Source organism: Pantoea sp. NSTU24, assembly GCF_050157905.1.
In the GTDB taxonomy this organism is placed as follows: domain Bacteria; phylum Pseudomonadota; class Gammaproteobacteria; order Enterobacterales; family Enterobacteriaceae; genus Pantoea.
This window is the reverse complement of sequence record NZ_JBKIWZ010000002.1, coordinates 15,879-39,697: the sequence shown is the minus strand read 5'-3', so window position 1 is coordinate 39,697 and position 23,819 is coordinate 15,879. Positions and strand designations below refer to the sequence as shown.

At 50.0% G+C, this 23,819-nt stretch carries 17 protein-coding genes and 1 pseudogene; 9 read left to right on the top strand and 9 right to left on the bottom strand.

The window, feature by feature from the left end:
* Nucleotides 1-371 precede the first annotated feature (371 nt).
* The 3 genes from ACLHDD_RS18230 to ACLHDD_RS18220 all read left to right on the top strand — a co-directional run bounded on the left by ACLHDD_RS18230 (nt 372) and on the right by ACLHDD_RS18220 (nt 4,140).
* Complete coding sequence (locus ACLHDD_RS18230; protein ID WP_427105268.1) at nt 372-1,523, top strand: lysine decarboxylase; 1,152 nt, start codon at nt 372-374, stop codon at nt 1,521-1,523.
* A gap of 29 nt (nt 1,524-1,552) precedes the next feature.
* Nucleotides 1,553-3,049: an AMP-binding protein gene (locus tag ACLHDD_RS18225; protein WP_427105267.1), complete on the top strand. Its 1,497-nt coding sequence runs from the start codon at nt 1,553-1,555 to the stop codon at nt 3,047-3,049.
* Nucleotides 3,050-3,174: 125 nt separating this feature from the next.
* Entirely contained in the window at nt 3,175-4,140 is a 966-nt protein-coding gene (locus ACLHDD_RS18220) for a DMT family transporter (RefSeq protein ID WP_427105266.1), read from the top strand.
* 38 nt (nt 4,141-4,178) lie between these two features.
* On the opposite strand, the gene ACLHDD_RS18215 is transcribed toward ACLHDD_RS18220, so the two are convergent.
* Together ACLHDD_RS18215 and ACLHDD_RS18210 are read right to left on the bottom strand one after the other, a co-directional pair.
* The gene (locus ACLHDD_RS18215) at nt 4,179-5,057 is read right to left on the bottom strand and encodes a LysR family transcriptional regulator (protein ID WP_427105265.1); all 879 of its coding nucleotides are present in this window, start codon (nt 5,055-5,057) and stop codon (nt 4,179-4,181) included.
* Between the two features lie 169 nt (nt 5,058-5,226).
* A pseudogene (locus tag ACLHDD_RS18210) lies at nt 5,227-6,263 on the bottom strand (IS3 family transposase); the annotation flags it as partial.
* Nucleotides 6,264-7,209: 946 nt separating this feature from the next.
* On the opposite strand from ACLHDD_RS18210, the gene ACLHDD_RS18205 reads away from it, so the two are divergent.
* Complete coding sequence (locus tag ACLHDD_RS18205) at nt 7,210-8,283, top strand: RepB family plasmid replication initiator protein (protein ID WP_427105264.1); 1,074 nt, start codon at nt 7,210-7,212, stop codon at nt 8,281-8,283.
* 1,312 nt (nt 8,284-9,595) lie between these two features.
* On the opposite strand, the gene ACLHDD_RS18200 is transcribed toward ACLHDD_RS18205, so the two are convergent.
* The 3 genes from ACLHDD_RS18200 to ACLHDD_RS18190 form a co-directional block, all read right to left on the bottom strand.
* Entirely contained in the window at nt 9,596-10,783 is a 1,188-nt protein-coding gene (locus ACLHDD_RS18200) for a diguanylate phosphodiesterase (RefSeq protein WP_427105263.1), read from the bottom strand.
* Nucleotides 10,784-10,980: 197 nt separating this feature from the next.
* Entirely contained in the window at nt 10,981-12,765 is a 1,785-nt protein-coding gene (locus tag ACLHDD_RS18195) for an EAL domain-containing protein (RefSeq protein WP_427105262.1), read from the bottom strand.
* A 516-nt stretch (nt 12,766-13,281) separates the two neighbouring features.
* Entirely contained in the window at nt 13,282-13,506 is a 225-nt protein-coding gene (locus tag ACLHDD_RS18190) for a DUF3606 domain-containing protein (RefSeq protein ID WP_313656002.1), read from the bottom strand.
* Between the two features lie 365 nt (nt 13,507-13,871).
* Between ACLHDD_RS18190 and ACLHDD_RS18185 the strand changes: the two genes are divergently transcribed.
* Together ACLHDD_RS18185 and ACLHDD_RS18180 are read left to right on the top strand one after the other, a co-directional pair.
* A complete protein-coding gene (locus tag ACLHDD_RS18185; RefSeq protein WP_427105261.1) occupies nt 13,872-14,111 on the top strand; it encodes a transcriptional regulator in 240 nt (79 codons plus the stop codon).
* 172 nt (nt 14,112-14,283) lie between these two features.
* A complete protein-coding gene (locus ACLHDD_RS18180; RefSeq protein ID WP_427105260.1) occupies nt 14,284-14,772 on the top strand; it encodes an Hsp20 family protein in 489 nt (162 codons plus the stop codon).
* 72 nt (nt 14,773-14,844) lie between these two features.
* Here ACLHDD_RS18180 and ACLHDD_RS18175 read toward each other — a convergent pair whose 3' ends face one another.
* The 3 genes from ACLHDD_RS18175 to ACLHDD_RS18165 form a co-directional block, all read right to left on the bottom strand.
* Complete coding sequence (locus ACLHDD_RS18175) at nt 14,845-15,609, bottom strand: MerR family transcriptional regulator (RefSeq protein ID WP_427105259.1); 765 nt, start codon at nt 15,607-15,609, stop codon at nt 14,845-14,847.
* Between the two features lie 200 nt (nt 15,610-15,809).
* Nucleotides 15,810-16,019, bottom strand: coding sequence for a CsbD family protein (locus ACLHDD_RS18170; protein ID WP_111138333.1), 210 nt, complete (start codon nt 16,017-16,019; stop codon nt 15,810-15,812).
* A gap of 172 nt (nt 16,020-16,191) precedes the next feature.
* Nucleotides 16,192-17,409: a diguanylate phosphodiesterase gene (locus ACLHDD_RS18165; protein ID WP_427105258.1), complete on the bottom strand. Its 1,218-nt coding sequence runs from the start codon at nt 17,407-17,409 to the stop codon at nt 16,192-16,194.
* A gap of 915 nt (nt 17,410-18,324) precedes the next feature.
* Here ACLHDD_RS18165 and ACLHDD_RS18160 point away from each other — a divergent pair.
* A complete protein-coding gene (locus ACLHDD_RS18160) occupies nt 18,325-18,558 on the top strand; it encodes a DNA polymerase V subunit (RefSeq protein ID WP_427105257.1) in 234 nt (77 codons plus the stop codon).
* Between the two features lie 79 nt (nt 18,559-18,637).
* Here ACLHDD_RS18160 and ACLHDD_RS18155 read toward each other — a convergent pair whose 3' ends face one another.
* Nucleotides 18,638-18,967, bottom strand: coding sequence for a hypothetical protein (locus ACLHDD_RS18155; protein WP_427105256.1), 330 nt, complete (start codon nt 18,965-18,967; stop codon nt 18,638-18,640).
* Nucleotides 18,968-19,589: 622 nt separating this feature from the next.
* Between ACLHDD_RS18155 and ACLHDD_RS18150 the strand changes: the two genes are divergently transcribed.
* Together ACLHDD_RS18150 and ACLHDD_RS18145 are read left to right on the top strand one after the other, a co-directional pair.
* Entirely contained in the window at nt 19,590-21,248 is a 1,659-nt protein-coding gene (locus tag ACLHDD_RS18150) for a methyl-accepting chemotaxis protein (protein WP_427105255.1), read from the top strand.
* 598 nt (nt 21,249-21,846) lie between these two features.
* Nucleotides 21,847-23,772, top strand: coding sequence for a methyl-accepting chemotaxis protein (locus ACLHDD_RS18145; protein WP_427105254.1), 1,926 nt, complete (start codon nt 21,847-21,849; stop codon nt 23,770-23,772).
* Nucleotides 23,773-23,819: the final 47 nt, after the last annotated feature.

Sequence of the window (23,819 nt, the reverse complement as noted above, 5' to 3'; positions counted from 1 at the left end):
ACAGTATATCCCCCCTCAGACCAGGACAGTGAAAGAAGCAATATCACTTATCCTGATAGCACAATCAAAAAAAACAAATATTCATTGAAAAATAATGACCGCATATTTTACCCACACAACATAACGTCGGGGAAGGAAATGAACGCCAGACTAGTGAACATGACCGGTTCCACACCAGTCCTTAGTAGACTTCAATCTCTTAGTAATAGGAAAATCTTTTCCTTCCATGCGCTTCCGATATCCAGTTACGGGGATAGCGACATTATCGGTGACCTGACAACTGATATTTCTGAATGCCCTGAAGCCTCATTTACAGGCGAAATTTTCGACACTTTCTTTTCCCTACAAGTATTATTTCAGAGTCACAGAAATTGACTGCCGGACTTTATAATGCGGATGCATCATTCTACATAACCGGGGGAACCAGTACCGCTAATCAGATCGCCATTTCAGCTCTCTGCGAGAAGGATTATATTATTTTGGCTGACCGCAACTGTCACCAGTCAGTTCATTTCCACACGCAGTCAAGCGATGCTGAAGTCCATTATCTCTACCCGGATCTTCGAACAGAGGATGGTGAAATTAGCGCCTGGTCTTATGAACATCTTGAACGGACTCTTCTTACGCTGCAGCAGAACGGTAAAGCCTGTGATATGGTTATCCTCACCGCGCAGTCCTATGAAGGGATCATTTATGATATTCCAAGTGTTCTTGAACGACTTCTGGCCGCCGGCATCAGCACCCGACGTTTTTTTATTGATGAGGCATGGGGGAGTCTGAATTATTTCAGCGAAGACACCCGTCCCCTGACTACAATGAATATCGCTCCGCTACTTGATAAATATCCTGACCTGGACGTTGTCTGTACACACTCCGCGCATAAATCCCTTTTCTGTCTCCGGCAGGCCTCTATTATCCACTGTCGCGGTACCCCCGGTCTGCCGGACAGAATTGAAACAGCAAAATACCGCATCCATACCACTTCACCGAGCTACCCGATAATAGCCTCACTCGATGCCGCACAGGCAGTAATGGCCGAGCACGGGAGTGAGCTTGCTGCGCATGCACGCGATCTGGTAAGCAACTTTTTTAACGGCCTGTCTTCACTTAAAATTGCTGGTATTGAAGTAGTATGCCCACATTTTTTCAGCTCACACAATCACATTCATTATGATCCGACAAAAGTGATGCTTAATGTCTCTTCACTCGGTACAGGTGCAGAGATTAAAAAGTACCTCTGTGAAGAAAATATATATGTAAAGCGATTACTGAATAACGTGCTCCTCTTTAATTTTCACATAGGCATCAATAATCAGGCAGTCAATTCGCTGCTTTCAGCACTGAATAAAATAAGCCAAAGTAAAATTGTAAATACGCCTTCCGAAATGGAAGTTTCGGAAAGCTTTATCATCCCTTATCCTCCCGGTGTGCCGCTTGTTTTTCCAGGAGAAATCATTGATGACGCTATAAGAAATAAAATAAATGAATACCGCAAAAATGGCTTCCTAATTATTGCAGCCTGAATTTAATCTTTTTTAATCGGATATATATCATGATTACGCTCAGCAGAATGACTGAGATTGCTGCCTTACGTGGCAATCAAACCTGTATTACCGATAATAATGGACAGTATACATGGAATGAGATTATTCGACAGACCGAATCCCGCATAGTATTCCTGCGTCGCACTTTCAGTGAGGAGCAACTACGCTCGGTTTGCTATGTGTCTAAAAATAGTTCAGAACTGGTCTGTTGGCTTGCTGCGTTTATAACGCTCGGCATTCCAGCCAATGGGCTGGATTACTCACTTTCTGTGAAAACACTCAACACGCTTTTAGGACGGATAAAACCCGGTTTGTTGCTGGTTTCCTTCGATCTCTTTACTGGCGATGAACTCAGCTATCTTAATATAGCTGGCACAAACATTCTGGACGTTGATGCCTCAGCGGATCAAGTTATCGACAGTATAGGAGAACGTCACCTCCCGGAACTGAACTGCCTGCAATTAACGCGCACTCCGTCGCCATATCGTGGTCTTTCCCTGACATCAGGAACCAGCTCTATACCCAAAATAGCCCTGCGCTACCAGTCATTTGATACACGCCGTTTCGCATGGTTTACCGAAAAGTTTGGCTTTAACAACGCGGATGGGTTCATGCTCATTCTGCCTCTCTATCATGCTGCCGGTAACGGCTGGGCACGAATGTTTATGGGACTAGGGGCCTCCCTTCATCTGGTAGACCAGGAAGATGAACAGGCCTTTGTGCGAACGCTTTCCCAGGAGTGCGTGAAAGCCACGGTAATGACACCTAATCTTGTCGCCCGAATGACAGGTCTTGCAGCTCGAATCAACCTCAGCCATCACCTGCGCTGGGTGCTTGTCGGAGGCAGTTATTTCCCTGTCAAAAGCAAACACGCCGCATGTACAGCCTTTGGTAATATTTTCTGTGAGTATTACGGCTGCACAGAAACCGGAGTAAATGTACTTTCAGAGCCGGACGACATGCAAGTCTGTCCTGAGAGTGTTGGCCGCCCCTTTGACGGTAACCGAGTAATTATCCTTGATGAGAACAATGAACCGCGCAAGTCGGGTGACAAAGGAAGAGTAGCCATATCAAGCTATATGCTCATGGATGAGTACAGTGACGGAAGCAGGCCGTTCATTATGATAGGCGATGAACGTTATTTTCTGATGGCCGATTATGGCTATTTGGATGATAGTGGCAGGCTGTTTCTGATGAACCGCAACGGTGAAATCCACAGTAACCATGATATTTACCTCATTGAAGAAAAAATTCGTTTACTACCCTGCATCAGGGATGTGGCACTAGTTACCGTGCAGCTTCAAGGGGTCAACCATGTCAAATGTATTTTTAGCACTTGCCAGAGCAACAAACAAAAATTTATGCGTCTGATTGAAAAAATAAATGAGCAGGCTTTCACAACAGGCGTCATTAATTTCTCAGCACATCCGGTAGATAAAATACCCTACAGCCCGAGTGGGAAAGTGCGCTTCAGTGAAATAGTACAAATTCTGGATGCGGCATAACACATGCCTATCAGAATTTCTGATAGCAAAATAAATACTCTCGAATAGTCATTTTTCAATGACCATGAAATTATTAAGGCCCACTATTTGTCATGACATTTTGAATATAAAAGGAAGATGTACTTATGAATACTTATATCAAAGGGCTGCTCTGCTGCTTGCTAGCCACTTTGTCATGGGGAGCCATGTTCCCAGTTATGACACATGCACTGACCCGAATAGATCCATTTAACTTTACCACACTCCGTTATGGTATTGCGGGAATTGCTTTTGCTCTGCTGCTGCTGTTCCGTGAAGGACGTCCAGCTTTCCAGCTGAAGAACCAACGCTGGGGCTTAGCCTGGTTGTTCGGAACTCTGGGATTTGCAGGATTCGGTTTTCTTGTGTTCCTTGGTCAGCATCTTGCGGGCCCGAGCGGAGCACTGACCGCATCCATCATGATGGCCACCATGCCTATGCTAGGCCTTCTCACGATTTGGGCGCTCAAAAAAGTCCGCCCACATGCCAGTACATTCGGATTCATTCTGTTATCCTTTAGCGGCGTGATGCTTGTAATCACAAACGGTGATATGTCTGCAATCCTGAACTCTCCGGCTAGTTTAACTGCAAACCTTCTTTTGATTGCCGGTGCACTCTGCTGGGTTATTTATACGATCGGTGGGAGTTATTTTCCCGACTGGAGTCCGCTACGGTACACTACGCTGACCACACTATTGGGTATGACGAGCGTGTCTGCCACAGACCTGGTGCTGATAGGAACTGGTCTGATTACGGTACCGGATGCTGCGGCAGTCACAGTAGTGATCCCGCATCTGCTGTACATGGCTCTGATTGCAGGCCTGATGGCGGTACTGTGCTGGAACATTGGTAACCGTATAATCACGCCCACAAATGGCGTGCTCTTTATGGATGTCGTTCCTGTCACAGCTTTTATTGTCTCTGCGCTGAACGGCATGGTGCCGACGCATGTACAGATTGCCGGTGCCGCACTCACCGCCACCGCACTGGTGCTCAACAATCTCAGCCAGCGCAAAATGTTACGGCAGGCCGTACCAGATACTGTGCTGAAAGTCTCTACCGTCCGCCGTTAATATTCCGAGCCCTTTCCCAACGGGGGGGGCTTCAACAATCAGACCGTAACCTGCCAGATGTCTTTCACCGAATCAATCAGTGCTGCCACTACGGGAGATGACTCTTTTTCACGATCCCAGACAAAGCAAAGCTGGCTCACCGCTTTCTCCCCAGGCCAGATATAAAGCTCTTCGTTATCCTGGTAAACCAAAGCCATATCTTCACGCATTAGAGTTATGCCGGCCTCTATGGCAACTAGTTCGGCCAGCGTTTTTTCCTGATCAGCGACAATTACCGGCTGGACACTCACACCATGTCTTTGTAGAAAATCACGAGCTATTGAACTGAACGAACATTTTTCCGGTGTAGCAATCCACGGAAATTCCACAAGTGTGTCCCAACCGCAAACCTCAAGCTGAGCTTTCCAGGAATAGGGGCCAACAATGCATAGAGTAATTGGAGAAATCGCGATCACACCCAGCCGGTTCTCCTGTACTTCTCCGATAATAAAACCCGCATCAAGCTCTCCCGCAAGAAGGCTATCAATTATATTACCAGAAATATTCTGCCTGATTGTCAAGCTGACGTTCTGATGCCGCCGACGCAGTTGAGAAAGAACCTGCGGTAGATTAAGTATTACAGGAACGGAAATAGTGCCGAGTGCACAGGTTCCGACAGTATTAATTGAACGAGCACGACTTAAAAATTTACTGGCAGCATCAAGTGCAATGTGGGCTTCGTCCCGCATAATCAGACCGGATGCAGTAAGTTCCATACCGCGTGGGGTACGTTTGAAAAGCCGTACATTAAATTCAGTTTCGAGTGACTTGATATGAGCACTTACCGCCGGCTGGCTCAGAAACAGTTGCTTGGCCGCCCGGGTCAGGCTCGATGTCTCAGCGACGGTAACGAATGTTCTCAGCTGGTTTAAGTCCATTAAGCTTCCTGCCTTATCGAGTTAAACAATGCGTCGGCCTTCTGCGATTGGCCTGATTTGCATTAACTTTTATTCTCTTACATTTGTATACGTATGGCAAAAATGTCCTGCGACTTCTTGGTCCAGGTTTATCAAAATGGTGACCTGTCCCCAGTATTAGATACAACGCTCAGTTAGTAATGTCGGTTTGTTTACCTTCTAATTTTCCATTTCTCCAGCTTGCTATAAATTCAGCCGGCGTCTGGTATTTCAGCGATGAATGAGGTCTGGACTCCTTATAGTTCTGCCGCCAGTCATCAATGATTTTCCGGGCATGAAGATTATCGCTGACCCCGTTTTGATTCAGACATTCATTCCGAAAGCGACCGTTGAAACGCTCAACAAATCCGTTCTGCTTTGGCTTACCTGGCTGAATAAGTCTTAACTCCGCACCATGCTCAAAGGCCCATTGATCGAGCGCGCGGCAGGTAAACTCTGGGCCCTGATCAGCTCTTATTGCCGCCGGATAGCCTTAAAGAGCGCAATGCTGTCCAGAACACGCGTGACCTGAACTTCTGCAATGCCGAAAGCAACGGTGATCGTCAGACACTCCTTCGTGAAATCATCCACACAGATCAGGCACTTGATCCTGCGACCGCTGGCCAGTGTATCCATGACAAAATCCATCGACCAAGTCAGCTTGGGCGTTATCGGGCAGAGCTGCGGCAGACGTTCCTTTGCCAGTCCTTTACAATGCCGTCTGTGTTTTTACGCCCAGCCGGCTGAGATGATAAAGGCGGTACACGCGCTTGTGATTAACCAGAAGGCTTTCACGACGCCGTAACTGCCAGATGCGGCGGTAGCGAAAACGCCTGAGCTGCAGTGCCAGCTCTGTGATGCTTAGAGATAGCTGCGCATCAACCGCCGGGCGCTGAGCCTTATAGCGGCATGTCGGCAGGTACAAACCTGTAAGCCTGCAGGCACGACATTGCGACAGACCGGTCGCATCACACATAAACTCAACGGTTTCCCGCTTCTGGTCTGTCGTCAGTACATTCGCCCCGGAGCCACCTGAAGTGCCTCCCTGTCCAGCATGGTCTTGGCAAATAGCTTCCTTAGTCTTGCGTTCTCCTCCTCAGGTGATTTCAGGTGCTTAACCCCGGGCATCTCCGTACCGCCATATTTCTTACGCCAGGTGTAAAAGGTGATGTCGGAAATGTCGTGCCTTACATGTTTGTTTTTGTTTGTTAATCGCCATGAATAAAGCTAACAGAAACTTTCCCAATGGTGTTTTCATTATGAAATTTTAGTATTTAACTATTTATAATCAATTAGTTAATTAAAATTTCTTTACGGTGAAAACAGTTTAAAGATCTCAGTGTTGGTTTAGCGTACTGAGGCCTTGTTTTAGTTTAGCGAGGATGCCGTGGCAGATGACCAATTCTCTCATCGTTATCACCCTTTTTAGCCTATTTTCAACTCTACCTGCTCTTCTTTTATCAGACTGATTTCTGCAGGTCCTATGAGATGGGCTGCACCTGTAACGCAGGCAAAGCGTCTCATTCTTATCCCCGTTATCCACAGGCCAGATCCAATCGTTCGATCCTTTATAGATCAAAATGAGATCCTAAATAGATCCCCATAGCGTTCCAGGCCTTGCCACACAAGGCATCAGAGGGGATCAGTAACCACTATAGCGAGAAAAATAACCACTGTAGCGAGCATAACAACCACTATAGCGAGTTAAGCAACCGCGCTGGCGAGTGACTGATAACCACTGTAGCGAGTAAATGCCTTTTCAGACTGTGAGTAAGTTATGTCAGGTATTACTCAGGTACTTTTATAGGATCAGGCCAGAGGAACAGATAAAAATAAAAACAGGTGTGTCAGAGAGTGACGCAATTTTCAGTCAGATATGCTGGGTTATCCACTGAATCGATCCAATAACAGATCCTCATAAGATCCCTGATAGTTCCAGGGAGATCCCACCATGCTGCGAGACGCTGGTATGCTTGCCTTCGGACCGTGTGGCCAACCACTATAGCGAGTAAAACATCCACTGTAGCGAGCCAATTAACCACTATGGTAAGTAGATCAACCGCTATAGTGAGTGATAGTATCCACTGTATCGAGTAGCGGCGGTTTTTGCCTGTTCACATCACGGATCTTCACCATGCCAAGAAAAGAACCAGATATCCTGAACATAGCGGACGCGTTTAGCGAAACGGATAAACGCACCGGTGAAGTTGTTACGCTGACTCCTAACAGTAATAACACTGTGCAGCCGGTAGCGCTGATGCGACTCGGCCTGTTTGTTCCCACGCTTAAATCCACCGCACGCAGTCAGAAAAACCAGATGAATGCCATGGATGTGACCCAGGATCTCAAACAGTTATCCCTTGTCAGGTCAGAAGGCTATGACAACATCAAAATTCTGGGCGCGCGCCTGGATATGGATAATGATTTTAAAACCTGGGTCGGGATCATTCGGGCATTTGCTACACATGAGTGTCTGGGAGACACGGTAACGCTCTCATTCGTTGAATTTGCCAAACTCTGTGGCATACCTTCTGCAAGGCTCTCCTCAAAGCTCAGAGGCCGTCTGGATGCGTCGCTGACGCGTATTGCTTCTAATACCCTCACTTTTACCAGCAAAGGCGGAGAAAACTACACCACGCATCTGGTGCAGTCGGCTAAATACAGTATCAAGAAGGATACGGTCACGTTACAGGCCGATCCTAAAATTTTTGAACTCTATCAGTTTGACAGAAAGGTTCTGCTGCAGCTGAAAGCGATCAATGAACTGGCACGCAAAGAGTCTGCTCAGGCGCTTTACACCTTTATTGAAAGTCTGCCGCCAAAGCCAGCTCCGATATCGATGGCCCGTCTGCGCGCCCGGCTGAACCTGACATCGCGCGTAATTACTCAGAATGCCACCGTCAGAAAGGCTATGGAGCAGTTAAAAGAGATTGGTTATCTTGATTATACCGAAACGCGTCGCGGCTCATCTGTCTACTTCTGGGTTCACTATCGTCATCCAAAGTTGCGTCCCGCCGAACTACCGATCAGCAAGTCAGGTCTTATCGATGATGAGATGGATGAATTTGATGATCTGGATATTGATGCCGGCGTAATGGACATCAGCCTGCCGGAACCGTTAATTCATGAGGAGAGCAGTGAGCTGGTCATGGTTTCACGCGAAGAAAAAGAGTTACTGAATAAAATCCGAAGACAAAAAAAGCAGTGATACATAAGGCGTATATGCCGTCTTTTTCCCGGTTTGCAGCAGCATTTTTGCTATCTTTTATCTGAGAAAACGTTTAACGAAACCGGCACACTTCAGTAACCACTGTAGCGAGTACACTACTCGCTACAGTGGTTATCAGTGAAAGTTACCTCCGGGATGCACTGTTACTACGTGAGAGTTCATCCGGTGTTCGGGGCGTAGCATCGTGACAGAGATAAATGACATTTACTCGCTACAGTGGTTGCTTACTATCATCAGCAGACAGAGGGCCCATAGAGCTTCTGATGTTTACTCGCTACAGTGGTTATTTTTTCGTTACCCTGGTTATGGCCCGGGTCGCGCACTACTTTGCAAGATTCCGAAGTCACAATTCAGCCTGCGTTCAGTCGTGTTTACTCGCTATAGTGGTTTTCTCTCTTTTCAGAACGGCTACACCCATTGTCCCAGCTTGATTATCACCTTTTCACTACTCGCTATAGTGGTTAGTTGTTCAATTTTTTCTCAATTCTCTGTCTGATACACCCATTTCCATGCTGCAAGAGCTTACATTCTCGCTACAGTGGTTATCAGATGAGAATATAAAAAGAACAATTTGCTCGCCATAGTGGTTGTCACCCTTTGCACGCTATGATTTGATTACCAATCAAATCTATTATGTAAGTGCTTACTATCATTATAAACCCTTAATGATATGGCTCTTTCCCGGCTATCCCCTTTTTGCTAGGCATGTTAACTACTCGCTACAGTGGTTAGCAGGGAGAGGACTGACGTCAGTTGAATCATTGCCAACATTACTACAGGCTCTGCTTAGCGCCGTTCAGACAACTGTTTGCGGAACAGCGAGCCTAATCAGGCTTTTACCGTATCTATTGCTTGTCTTCTCGCTATAGTGGTTATCGCAGAAGTCAGTCAGGCTGACGGCTGAACTATCAGCTTGCCAGAACGGGTGCAAAGCCCTGTTGATACGCGTTGACCTCTGTTCTGCATCAGTTCGGCTAATAACGAACAGTGCAGAAGCGCACTCGCTACAGTGGATATCTGGCGCATTATGCAACATGGAGCCATGAACAGACTTTCAGGATCCATGTAGTCTGCTGGCAGGATTACTCGCTATAGTGGATATCAACAAAATGGCTGCTGTGCTGCAGTTACAGGTCCACCTGAATTTCGCGCTGTAATCGCGCAGGAAAGAATCAGCAAATGGGGGCGATATCGCTGGGCAGCGGCGTGCGTGAGGCAGCCTGTCGGTACGTCTATAGCAAAAAAAGCGGCACTCAGAGGTGCCGCTTTATTGTAATGTGCAAAGCGAAGTCTACATCGCTTCCCTGTATTCCGGCCAGGCGACAGATTTCGCTTCATAGCGGCCCGCAGCCGCAAACAGCGTGCCCTGAAAGTTAATAACTCCCGCCGCTTCCAGCCACATCCACTCTTCAGGCTGAACGATGCCCGCCGCGATGACGGTGATTTCAAGCGCTGAACAGCATTTGATGATCGCCTGAACCACTGCCTGCTTGGGGCCACTGCGGTGAACGTCGCGTGTAATACCGGCATCGATACGGATGCGGTCAGGCTGAATATGAGTGAGCAGAGATAATCCGGCTGAGCCATCACCAAAATTGTCAATGGACAGGCTGATACCTACTGCTTTCAAGGCGCGTACGGCTTCAGAGAAAGCCTCCAGCTGCGAAATCACAGCAGTTTCACTCACGCCGATCACAACCTGCTCAGGCACCAGTCCTGCCTGCTCAATCGCGGTCAGGATCTGTCCGACAGCATTGGGAACGATAGCCAGCGTCATCGGCAGCAGGCTGACGTAAAGTGTCATGCCGTCCGGGCAGACCTTGCCGGCATGCGTGAATGTCTGCTTGAGCGTTTCCAGATCTTCGATGTAGAGCGCATCGTCGCAAACTTCATCAGACGTCGCTGGCCGGATCAGGGTCGCTTCAATCGCGGTTACACGACGCGCCAGTGGGTCAACCACCGGGCGGAAGCTGACGCCTTCTGTCTCCGGACACGACGCGGGCACCTCATTGTGTTCGGAAATAAATTCCCAGTAACCTGGCGGGAGAACTTCATAATAGTTCTCTTTCTCACGGGATTCGACGAATGTCCGCAGGAATTGAAGTGCCCGATCATCATAGGTCAGCTGGTATTTTGACGTTCCCTTATCCAGCACCGCCTGTAACAGTGATGAGCGATCATGTTCACGCAGGTCGAACAGTGACATGCCTGCATTACCGAAGCGGCGATAGGGCGCATAGTCACGCATCAGTTCCACAATATTATGATGCCGGCGGTCAGCACAGATTCGCTCATAGACCGCGAGGATGCCTGTTTCCGGGCCCTCAAGCAGCTGGAAGAAGTGCGTACCGTTAAAAAGCAGAATGCCAGTCACGTCGTGAGACGTATTGATTTTACTGGCGTTATCGACCATTTCTGGCAGGGTTCTGACAGGAAAATCATCTGAAATATGGCTGCGATAAATTATGGTAGTTAACATGGGCAGCTCCTGTTCAAATGGTTGTTGCGCACACGCTAACATTGTTCAAAAAATGTTTCATCTCTCTTTACTAAAACCCGCACTGCCTGCACCACCCGGGGCGGCGGTAAGTGGATCGTAAAACAGGAAAGGAAGGAGGGTCACGACGTCCGCAGAGCGATCAACTGCGTTACGGAAATCAAAGGTGGCGGGTCTTATTAATAACAGTCATCACGCAGCTTCCAGTGAAGCCACTGGTCCAGAGCCTCTTCACCTAACGGTTTCGAATAGAAGAAACCCTGCGCCTGATCGCAGCCATATTCCGTTAGTGAGGTCACTGTATCCGTACACTCGACACCCTCAGCCACCACGGTATAGTCCAGCTCTTTAAGCATGGCGATAATGCTACGGGCAATGATACGTGAAGCCGTATCGGAGGAAAGCTCGCTGATCAGGGAGCGATCCAGCTTAATGACATCCAGCGGCATGCGGTGCAGATAGCTGATATTGCTGTAGCCAGAACCAAAATCGTCAAGTGAAATCGTAAATCCCCGTTCTCTGAGCATCTCCAGCCCGCGCAGGGCCGTCGGACTTTCCAGAATACGTTCTGTCTCCAGGCATTCTATGCCCAGCAGAGAGGTCGGCAGCTTAGCTTTTTGCATCTTACTTTCCAGCTCGGCGGCAAATCCTTCGCGTGCAAAATCCTTGACGCTGACGTTAATCGTCAGTGGCAGCTGAATGCAGTGGTTTCGCAAACGACTAAGACGTTCGATGGCCTGATCGATAATCCATACGGTCAATACAGAAAGCAGATCTGTCTGCTCAGCCAGTGGGATAAACGCTCCAGGAGAAAGTTCCCCCCTGCAGGGATGCTTCCAGCGGATCAGCGCTTCCAGGCCGACCGGCTTACCCTTCATCAGACAGATTTTCGGCTGATAGACCATATAAAGACCGGTGTTCTCACGCAGCGCGGTTTTAAGATCGGTCATCAGCAGGAAATCTGCTGATCGCTGTGTTTCTGCCTCTTCATCAAAGCGCTGTGAAGGCACTCCCCGGCCTGCTGCCTCGCTAAGCGCCATGCCTGCGCGGCGTAATACTTCAGACGCTGGCAGGCTGCCAGCTACAAAGCTGGCTTCCCCGGTATGCGGCGTCAGGGCGACAGAGAGCCCTTCATCGATGTCTGCGCTGATCCCTTCCAGACGACCGGCAACCCAGGCCGCGCTGAGCCGGCTATCTGCCCGGGTGAGGATGGCAAACCGGCCCGTGGCCACGGTATAGATCATTTCTCCTACTGCCGGCCGCAGGCGCAGCGGCAGCAGCGTCGCCATATCTTTCAGCAGGCTCTCGACCCGGCTCATGCCCATGGTGCGGGCCATCTCATAAGCCCTCGACAGATCAATGCAATCGATCAGAATTAAGCGACGTGGCGCAGTATCTCCGGCAACGGCCAGATACTGCAAGTCGCGGATCAGGCGCTGCCGGTTAGGCAATGCGGTCACCGGATCGGTAAAGCCTGCCGAGTGCCAGGCCTCCAGAAAGGACATCACCAGGGTCGATAGCAGCCTCAGTGTGGTAATCTTTTCATCAGCGAAGGCATGCGGTTCAGTATCGGTAACACAGAGTGTGCCAAGAATGATTCCGTCGCGGGTCTTCAGGGGCACCCCTGCATAAAAGCGGATAAAGGGCGCACCGGTGATCAGCGGGTGGGTAACAAAACGCGCATCGTGATAGGTATCCGGGACAATCACCGCGCTGTCGCTGTCAACCACATGGCGGCAGAGTGAATCCGCGCGCGTTGAGCGCTGCAGATCAAAATTGTGTGACGTGCGGATGGTCTGAAACTCATCATCCAGCACTGAGATAAAACTGCCCGGGATCCCCAGAGCCTGGCTGGCCAGCCGGACAAATTTGCGCAGCACATCATCGCGACTCTCATCCGGGTCACGCAGCGCTTGCAGGGCACGGCTTCGGCGTTCATTGTCGCCGTCTAAATGGTTGAGCATGTGTGTAAAACTCCCGCGCCGGCTGATTACGGAGCGAAAAAGAAAACTGTCCGGAGCAAAATTTCATTCGGGCGGCAGGAAATAAAGCTTATATTTTATTTTCATCCAGATGATAGGTGACTATGCGGCAGGTGTCTCTTATTATTTTCTTTAACGCATAAAAAAGGGATTTACGATTCGAAAATTTAATTGAAGCACGGAGCTACGACGCGTCGTCGCTGATTTTATATTTCAGACTAAGCGTTCAGTATCGTGAATATTTATTTTCTTCCATGAACATTTAACATTTGGACAGATTAATAGTGATATTAACCCGGTTCAGACAGCAGTCATCTGCGTAAGTCAGACCGCAGAACGCTGACAGTATTGTTCTGAAAAGTTAACCTATTAAAATATCAGGAAAAAGCCGGGGAGGGACAGAGAAAAGCGAAAACGTTCTGTCAGCGTAAACCCGGCTGAAAGCGGTCAATCCACAGTAAGGCTGTCATTCAAACAGCGTATCAGTCAGCGGATTGTTTAGCGTTTCATACCATTCACAGGCTGGGCCGGACGACGAGGCGGCGGATTCTGCTCCAGCCACGCACGTACCTGTTCAATCTGCGGCCCGCTTTCACGAATTGCACGCGTCAGCCTTTCCTGTGTGGTGCCCAGCTCCTGTGTCCAGTAGGTGATTTGCCACTGTTCACGGATGTCGACCTGCGACAAATCGTCGGGCGACCGACGCTGGATAGCGTGTTTCATTTATTTTTCTCCTCAGGTTGCAATGATTCGCCGGAAAAATTGCTTCAGGCGAAGCGCTTATCCTGATGAAGAAAGATGCTGCGAGGTAGCGGATTAATCCCTGAATGGCGTCCAGGGGGAATAACAGGATAATTCCTGGTCCGGGGGATAACGCACTCAAAAAAATAGGAAAGTCCTCTTTATGTCAAAATATACCGCTTCGTTTGTGTCAGGATTATGTATAAATAATGGATCTGAAATTTGACAATTATTTAAAATAGTTAATTATTCACAGGTCTTTTCTCTGCCCGCTTTCGGATCGCTTCGCTTTACGTCATGATGATGCTGTGATCGCTGGCGGTTTCACCCTATTGAAGGAGCATTGTTTGGTTAACCGTCCCCCCCAACCGCCTGTGGTTGTTCAGAGTAATGTGCGTGAACTTCGCCTGGCCGCCGGACTGTCTCAGCAGAGTGCGGCTGAGCGCTTTGATCTCAGTCTGCGCGTCTGGCAAACAAAAGAGGCCGCAGGTAATCCGGCCTTATTAAGTCAGGGTGAATATGAGTTGTTGCTATTGCTGGCCGGGCGTCATCCGCATTACATTCTGGCGCCGCAGAATAAGAAGTAGGGCTGTGTAAAAGCCTGAAATCGCGCTCAGGATCATGACTATCAGCTGCTGGTCAAAAAAGTGCGTTTTATTGACTTGAAAGCTGACAGCGCGCCCCTATTTAAGGTGATGACCGGCATGTATCAACCGGTCGGATGAACTTTTGGATGAATCTGTTCAGGAGATTATCACTATGTCATTACAACCTTTCTCAGCATTTCCTTCGCTGGCGGACTCTGTATTCTCAGACCGCTTCAGCCGTATCGATAAATTATTCAGTCAGCTGACTGGCGACAGCCCGGTCACCGCAGCGCCTGCTTACGATCTGCAACGGTTTGATCGTCAGCGTTATGCCCTGACCCTCAGCGTACCGGGCTGGAAAGAGCAGGAGCTGGAGATTGAGCATCGCGGAGGACGGCTTTCCGTGTCGGGACACAGAGAGAAAGAAAGTCAGGAGACATCCGGCGATTCTCGTCAGGAGGAGCATAGCTGGCTCCATCGCGGCATCGCCCGACACGATTTCCAGCTGAGCTTTTCGATTCCCGAGCACATGAAAGTAACCGGGGCCACGCTGACGGAAGGCTTACTGAAAATTGACCTGTATCAGGAGATCCCGGAGAGCGAAAAACCGCGTCGCATCCCGATTGTGACTGACGGTGCCCGTACGCTTGAACATCACTAATCCTGTCCGGGCGGAAACGGCTGGGGCCTTACCGCCCGTTTTAAACAGAAAAAGGGCACAGGGAAACAGCGGTCAGGCGCTGGCAGACTCAACCTCAACCCGCGTTCGCAAAGTGGTGTTGGTGCCGATGAGCATAATCGGCTCGCCCGCCTCAAGACTGGCGTGAAAGGCCGCTTTCATGGATGCGCTGATACCATCGCCACACCACATCAGATGATGCTCAAAGCGGCATTGTGCTTTGGCAGGAATGCCGGAGGCTTCCGCAGCCACTTCCACCCGAAATCCCTGCCCATTCAGACGGATCGCCTCCATCCAGATTTCAGTTTCATCTCTAACGCTGACTGCCTCAAGAAACAGCGGAACAGTGCTGCGGCGTCGGGCAGCCAGCGCCATACGTTCCCACTGCCTGAGTACCGCCTGATGAAAGCGCGCCTGACGCTGATTTGCGCCTTCGCTGAGGTCACTGCGCAGCCAGAGATTGAGCGGCCGCAGATAGCGGTTAACATAATCATCGCCACAGTAGTCCGTGCTCATCATCTGCAGTTCACGTTCGATGTCGGCGTCCGGATGAGCGTCCAGCAGCTGCAACATATCCTCCTCGCGACAGGCCCAGCCTCCGGGCAGTGTCACACCAGGCCAGTTAAGCGCCGCGTGAATATCAAAAAGTGTATGGCCGCCTGACGTCATTTCGCGTACGCAGAGCGCGCGCGTAAGCTGCTGATCGGAATAGCCGTTCGCTCCCGGCGGCGTTATCAATCCGGCTCTGCGCCAGCGGCGCAGAGTTTCAGGCAGAACACCGACGAGACCACAAACTGTGTCGGTAGAGTGATGAGGCATAGTGGATATCCGGAATACTTAACGATCCCCTGTCCAGGGAAGATGAGCGAATTATGCGCGCGCGGGTTAAATAAAGAAACCATCATTTCCAAAATATTTTTTATTAAAATAAGTGGTGCAGGGTGTGATGATGGGCAGGCAGAAGCAGCGGCGGGCAGAGTAGTTGCCGGGCACACAAACGCCCGGCGGGAGGAAACGCATTACCACTGGTACTTGTTAGAATCTTCCCAGTCTTTCACTTCTTTTTCGGCACGGTCTTTCTCGTAGCCGTAGCGTTCCTGAATTTTGCCGACCAGCTGGTCACGCTTCCCTTCAACAACGGTCATGTCGTCATCCGTGAGATCACCCCATTTTTCCTTCACCTTACCTTTGAACTGCTTCCAGTTACCGCCAATGCGATCTTCGTTCATGGTGATTCTCCTGATTACGTTTTTAGTCCAGGGACCTGATGAATATCTGTATTGCCTGATGGCTGTCAGATGGATCAAGCATGGCACAGGGTTTGCTTTTTGCAGCAAAGCGGTGTGAGCGGCATCAAACTCTCAACAAAAGTGCAACAGAGACGGGGTTTCTTTGTCTGTATTATGCAGAGCGACGTGCTGGCCAGCATACCTGGGGCAGACTGTTCAGGGCTGGACGGGCAAACAGAAAGCCCTGGTAATAGCGAACGCCGGCCCTTTCCAGCCAGAGCCACTCTTCAATTTTTTCAACGCCTTCCGCAATTACGGTAATTTCAAGAGCCTGACAGCATTTCAGAATCGCCAGTACAATGGCCTGACGCGGGCCGCTGCGATGGATGTCGGTGATGAGCTTACGATCAATCTTCACTTTATCGGGCTGAAAGTCGGCCAGCAGAGATAAACCGGCAAAACCCGCGCCAAAGTCGTCAAGCGCCAGACTGATCCCGGCCGCTTTAAGTTGCCTGACTGCCTGATGAAAGGCGTCAAAGCGAGAGATGGTCTCATCTTCCGTCACCTCAACGACAATCTGCTCTGGCCGCAGACCATGTTGCCTGATCTGAGCGATCAGGTGCTCGACGGCATCTTCAATCATCACCAGTGTCATTGGCAGCAGATTAACGGAAAGTGTCTGCTCCCCCAGTCCCAGATGCTGCGCAAGCTGAAAAGCGTAACTTTTGGCGTTGAGATCGGCCTGATAACGCTCACCTACAGGCAATTGTGCAAAATAATCTGCGGGTGATGCCCCGCGCTGACCGCGAATTAATGCTTCACAGGAAACAATCTGGCGGTTTGTGGCATCCACGATAGGCTGTAATGCAAATTCGCAGTGCTGGTCCACCGCTGGTTGAAAGACAGGCTGTGCTGGGATGAGTGATGGCGTGATCAGCGTCCATTCGCTGGCAGGTTCGATTTCGATAAAAGTCTCTTTGTCCCGCCCTTTGATGAAGGATCGCAGGAACTTCACGACTCTGTCATCTCTGATCCGCTCTTCATTCAGTGTAACCCGTTTGAGCAGGGCATCTATCACAGCATGTTCCGGATAATCACCTAAGTTGAACAAAGCCATACCGGCATCGCCAAAGCGGCGTGCAGGTGCGTAGTCCCACATCAGCTCAATCAGGTTGAAGTGACGATCGTCCGCGCTGATGCGCTGGTAAACCTGCTGAACATTATCGACACTGCCTTCCAGTACCTGAAAAAAATGCTGACCGTCGCAGAGCAGAATCCCGGTGACCTCTGCTTTAGCATTTTTAACACGGGCGCACTCCACCAGCGCCTTTAGCTGTGCTGGCGAAACGTAACCTGCAAGCTGGCTACGGTAGATCAGGGTGGAGAGCATAAGCGGACTCACGTGGCAGATAATGGCCGACTCAACATAACACAGAACGATCGCGGTCTTAGCGCATAACTGCGGCCATTATGTGATTCTGCTTGCGGCATTAACTGGCGCAGTCATTCAGTCAGGCTGGTCGCCAGGTGTAAAACAGCCGATCAAAAGCGCAGGCATAAAGAAAAGCCCCCGTAAAAACGGGGGCTAAAAGTGGATACAACTCATTATTGTCACGTCACGGCATCCCTGGTGAGGCGCCGGTTAATCGGGCAGGAACTGATTATTACCCACTTTTTATGCCCCCTGCCATGGCGTTCTGGCTGGCTTGAAAAGCAGGCTGCGTTAAACTTCCTGAGCCATTGAGGAAATTCATTATCATTCATGCGTTTACGCACCATCCGGGACTTCGCTGGTGAAGCCTGTGAATCATCGGGTTACAAATCAGCCATTTTTTCATATAGCGTCTTAACATAACGCTTAGGGTATGAAGAGTAAGCGGTGAAACAATACAGCCTTTTACTGCTTTGTCTTAAAAAGTGCCCCCTGTTTAAAGGGGGCAAGGGTAGGAGTCAGAATGCGCTGTAAAAGATGTGGATTTCTTTACCGCGCCACTTAAAGATAGGGCAAAACAGCATGTGATGCCGCTACGGTTAGTCTTTTATTTAATGAGTATTCAAATCATTAAACAACTAACCAGAGATTAATTTTAATAAAATCATTGACTTAAATTTTTATGAAAACGATTTCTAAGATTTGGATTAAAGTCTGCTCCAGCCTGCCGCTGCGACTATGAATGGCCATAATCTGCTTTTTTTTATACGACAGTTACCGGTTGAGTACCCTGACTTGACCCTGCCAGCGAAGAGATATACTGTTTATATATACAGCTTTGTACCCCTCAGACGGTGTTCCGGAGTCAATGATATGTCGCAGGATGATGAAATCTGGATTGCGTTCAGAGAAGCGATACGGCGCGATGACGCAGGCGATTACTCGGTCAGTACCCGCGATTTTGTGACTGCCCTTCAGCATCACAACGTACCGCATTCACTGTGGGCAGCAAACCAGTGGATTGAAATACATATCTCCACCTTTCGTGACATCTCCGTTGAAACGGGTGAGTGCCGTCTGTTTCAGGTTCCTGCAGTGCACGGTTAAACGCCCTGCAGGATTGAACTGACGTGCACAGGCAACATGTCAGGCGGCTCGTCGCAGAAAACGCAGACTGATTTGACGATCAGAGTCTGGAAGCTGACGATCTGAGGGCTGTGCGATCCTGATAGCCTGCATCGGTGACAGGGCTTTTCTCGCAGGCAATGCCGGCCCGCTTCATTGCGTTTTTGCGCTTTTTCAGCTTTATCTTCGGCAACCCTTCTTTGAACTGTGCTGTCAGCGACGCGGCCTGCTGCTCACTGGTAACGCGGCAGATGAACAGCTTGCTCTTGGTCTGGCGGCTGACATCAATGGCATAAATCTCCACGCCTCTGCTACATATTTCATATTCAACGTCTGTAAATTGCATGTGTGGCCAAAGACCGGTTCTGGTTTCAAATTGAGCTAAATTCATGACGACGACCTTTTTTTATTTTAAGCGTTATTGCTACCTGACAGGCATAAACCTGGTCGGGCCAGTGAGCATAGACCAGAATCAGCATTCTGCCAGTCGATTTACTGATTTAATCTGGTCCTGCCACAAATGGCTAAAATCTTAACCGGCCGCGGTCAACAGGCCGTCCGCTGAAGCCGCCGTTTAGCGAGAATGCGCAGGCTGGCGGCATACTGATACGTCTGTTTTCTGTGACTGTTCAGCTGCCTCATCCCGTCCTGGCTGAATCCGGCGGGTTATTGCATCAGTGAAGCCCGAATTGCGGACCACGTTTAAGATCGACCGTGCGCTCTGCGTTAGGGGAATGGTCAGGGGCGGAATAACGTTGGATACGCAGGGCCGCGCTGTAGCAAAAAGTGGTGAGATGTCCGGTGACACGGCGGGAAAGACTTTCTGGCAGGCACAGACGTCGGACAAAATCCATTGCCAGCACAGATTCTTGCGTAGCCCACTTTGCGATAAATGCACGAAAAAATAAAAAAATATCGGGCCCGCAATTTGTTAAAGCCCCGCATTCAGCCGCCGATAAGAACGATCGGCATGTTAGCCATTTATAGTTTTATCTTCTTCCAGGGGCCACTCCATGACTATTACGCAGCGTCTTGTGCTGATTTTGTCACTACTTGCGATATCGCTGATTGCATTAGTGATTTTCTCTTTGTCCGTGATTTCGGGATTTCAGTCCCGTTTCGAATATGTCCAGACAAATGCCATACCCAGCATTCGCGACCTGAACAAATCAATCAGCGTGACCAATCAGTTGGGTATTGCGCTTTATCGCCATTACAGCACGCGTGATGCGGAAAATTTTGCGGATGCTGAAGCGCGTATCGGGCATATTCTGCAGCAGATCAAGTCACTCAATGACTATTACATGGCAAACGACATCTCGAATGAAGAAGATAAGGTATTAACTGAGCAGGCTGAAAAAAACCTGGATGCCGTGCGCCGTGCACTTCCGGCTTTTCTGGCTGCCTCGCGTGCCCATGATGACAGCATCACGCTGCCGCTATTGCAGGGTGAGAAGGGTATAGGGGCCGCTGCCCGTAAGATGGAAGCTGACTATACCCGCCAGATTCAGCTCAATATCGATATTGGCGAACAGCTCCGCGCTGAGAACCAGCATGTTTACAGCCGGACACTGTGGGCGATGTCGGGCGGTTCGCTGCTGCTTATTCTGATACTGGCCACGTTCTCCGCCAGAGTCATTCTCGGCATCAGAAAAAGCCTGACACACATGGTTAATACCATGACGCAGGTGAGCCAGACTCTTGATCTGACTCACACGGCTGAGGTCCGCGGTAGGGATGAAATCAGTCAAACGGCGTCAGCTTTTAACCAGCTGCTGGGACGGGTGTCCGGCGCGCTTATTTCCGTCAGTCACGCAGCACAGTCGGTCAGTGCCGGTTCAACTCAGATTGCGGCGGGCAACGAAGATCTTTCAGCCCGTACCGAAGAACAGGCGGCTTCACTGGAGCAGACGTCCGCCAGTATGGCGACGCTGAGCGATACAGTGCGACAGAATGCAGAAGGGGCAAATCAGGCCAGTATGCTGGCAAATAACGCCAATCAGATGTCGATCCAGAATGGCGCGGCGGTGAAACAGATGCTGACGACGATGGATGATATCCGCGCCAGCTCGGCAAAAATCTCTGAAATTACCGGCCTGATCGAGGGGATTGCGTTTCAGACCAATATTCTGGCGCTGAACGCGGCGGTTGAAGCAGCGCGTGCCGGTGAACATGGCCGCGGCTTTGCGGTGGTCGCCTCAGAAGTCCGTAACCTTGCTCAGCGCTCCTCTTCAGCAGCGCGCGAGATCAAAGAGTTGATTTCAACTTCCGTTTCGCAGGTCGGACATGGATCAGAACAGGCCAACGGTGTCGGATCAAACAGTGAAAATGTTCGTCAGGCGATTCAGCAGGTTGCTGACCTGGTCAATGAGATTGCGGCGGCAACGTCCGAGCAGAGCAAAGGCATTGAACAGGTGCATCAGGCGATTGGTCAGATGGATGACGTTACGCAGCAGAACGCCTCGCTGGTAGAACAAGCCTCTTCTGCTTCAAAATCGCTTCAGGAGCAGGCGGAAACACTGTCAGGCCTGGTCGCCAACTTTACGCTGGAGAGCAACAGGCGTGCCGTACCTCAGCCGCAGGCGGCGGCTGTGCGTCGCCCGTCATTCCAGCCCCGTCAGCCTGAGCGCCAGAGCATGGACATGGCGCAGGCAAACTGGGAACGTTTCTGATAGCTGAGCAGTAATATAACAGCCTCCATACTCTGGAGGCTTTTTATTTTAGCCGGATGACAAAATTAACACAGATGATTTAAAAAAAGATGAAAACGATTTCATTTTTAAAAAGGAAGGAATAGATTACCTCTTTAGAGGTATAGCCTGCGTGAATAACATTTCAGCCAGGGAGAAGCGCAGCGATTAATAGCGAACTAATAATTAATCAGATACAGCGCGAAGCTCTGTTATCGGCAGCGAATTATTTATCTTGAATTTATTTTTTTCAAATCCGTTATGCTGAAGCCAGGCTAACGGCTTCATTGGTCCTGAGTGGAAAAACTTATTAATATAATTGATTTTTAATGTTATTTAAGGGTTTGGCTTAGGCGAAAGTTGCAGTAAATATTGTCATTTTATTCACTGTAAAATAACAGGGCGCAAACTATACTTCTTTTCGTTGTGATACACATTTCTGAACCTTTAAAGAAAACCTTTCTTCATAGCGATATTTCGCCGGATGAGGCGCGTGTGGCTATGTCTCAGAAAGGTTAAAAATAAAATCACATGACACATTTAGTGCCTGGCACTCCTCACACACATCAGAGCGGAAAGAATGAAGAAAATACTCGACCGGATTAATTTACCTGCGAAGTTCCTGTTGCTGGGGTCTTTTGCGTTGATACTGTTTATTCTCCCTACCTTCCTGTTCATTCAGACGGGTAATCAGCTTGTCGATACGAAAAAAGTCGAACTATCCGGTATACCGGTAGAGCAAAAAGTCCTGAAACTTCTCAACCTGTTACAGCGCCATCGTGCAGAGAGCGCTATCGCCATCTCCCTTAATAAGGCGGATAACGCGCCCCGTATGGCGCTGGTGGCGCAAATCAACACGTTATCCCGGACCATCGGGGACGATCTGCACAGGGATGATGCGCAGGCGCCTCCGCTGAAGTCGCTGCAGCGGATCACTCAGGAATGGGAAGATCTGCAGAATGCTATCAATGGAGGTCAGCTGACGCTGGCAACCAGTCTGGCGCGCCATGCTCATCTGATTCAGGGTGTGCTGGATATGAATCAGGATGTGCTCGACTTCTATCAGCTGTCGCTGGATGCAGATTTAAATACCTATCAGCTGATTGTCAGTATTTACAGTCGTCTGCCGCTGCTGACTGAAACGCTTGGCCAGATTCGGGCGAATGGCACCTCGCTGATTGCAGCCGGAAATATATCGGATACGGATCGCAGTCGTCTTGCATTCCAGATCGACAATGGCAAAACGGCCCTGACGCAGTTCAGCAAAAACATGGATAAAGTTTTTTCCATTGAGCCCAGGCTGAAGAGTGCCTTTTCCGGACTGGCTCAGGACGCTAGTCAGCAGGCTCAGGATGCGCTGCAGCTGGCGGATAGCATTTTTGTCAGCGGACACGCCAGCGTGGCGTCGGTTGAATATGTCAGGGTCTTTACGCAGGCGATTAACCGCTATGCCGAACTGGGCAACCAGAGCAGCATCCGACTGGAGCAGATGATGGACGCTCAGATCGATCAGAAGCGATACTCACAATATCTGCTGCTGGCAGGACTGCTGGCAGTGGCGCTGCTGGCTGTTGGCATGGCCGTCATGATCACCCGGTCCGTTACCCGTCCGGTTAAGGAAGCGGTCGACGTGGCCAGCCGCGTAGCGGCAGGCGATCTGACCACGCAGATGACTATCTCCGGCAGCAATGAAATGGCGGCACTGCTGAATGCACTGCTGCGCATGCAGGAACGCCTTTCCCAGCTGGTATCGGATATCAAAGGTAACGCCGCCACGATTGCTAACTCCTCAGAAGAGATCGCGCGCGGTAACGGTGATCTCTCGTCACGCACCGAAGAGCAGGCGGCGTCACTGGCAGAAACCGCGGCCAGCATGGAGCAGCTGGCGGCCATCATTAAGCAGAATGCGGATAACACCCGCTTTGCTTCAGATCGCGCAGAGTCCGCGACGCAGGCGGCACTTTCCAGTGGCGCTGCGATGGATTCCGTGATGGAGACCATGCATAAAATCCGGGGCAGCTCGGGTAAAATCGAAGAGATTACCTCAGTCATCGACAGCATCGCTTTCCAGACCAATATTCTGGCGCTGAATGCGGCGGTTGAAGCAGCGCGAGCCGGTGAGCAGGGCAAGGGGTTCGCCGTCGTCGCCTCCGAAGTCCGGGCGCTGGCACAGCGTTCAGCCAGTGCTGCAAAAGAGATTAAGGGCCTGATTGAACAGTCGGTGGGTCATGCGCAGGAAGGGATTGCGATGGCGCAGAATGCTGGCGACAAGGTGAAGCAGAGCGTCAGCGCCATTGAGCAGACCTCTCAGCTGATGCGCGATATCTCCTCCTCATCGGAAGAGCAGAGCAGTGGCATCCTGCAGGTTAATATTGCGGTAAACCAGATGGATCAGGTGACGCAGCAGAACGCCGTGCTGGTTGAAGAGTCGGCCTCGTCGGCGGAGGAACTGGCCGCGCGGGCAGGGCAGCTACGTACGATGGTTGCCGTGTTCCAGACAGCATAACTGTACCGAACAGCCACCCGCAGGTGGCTGTTCTCTTTCTGTCCATA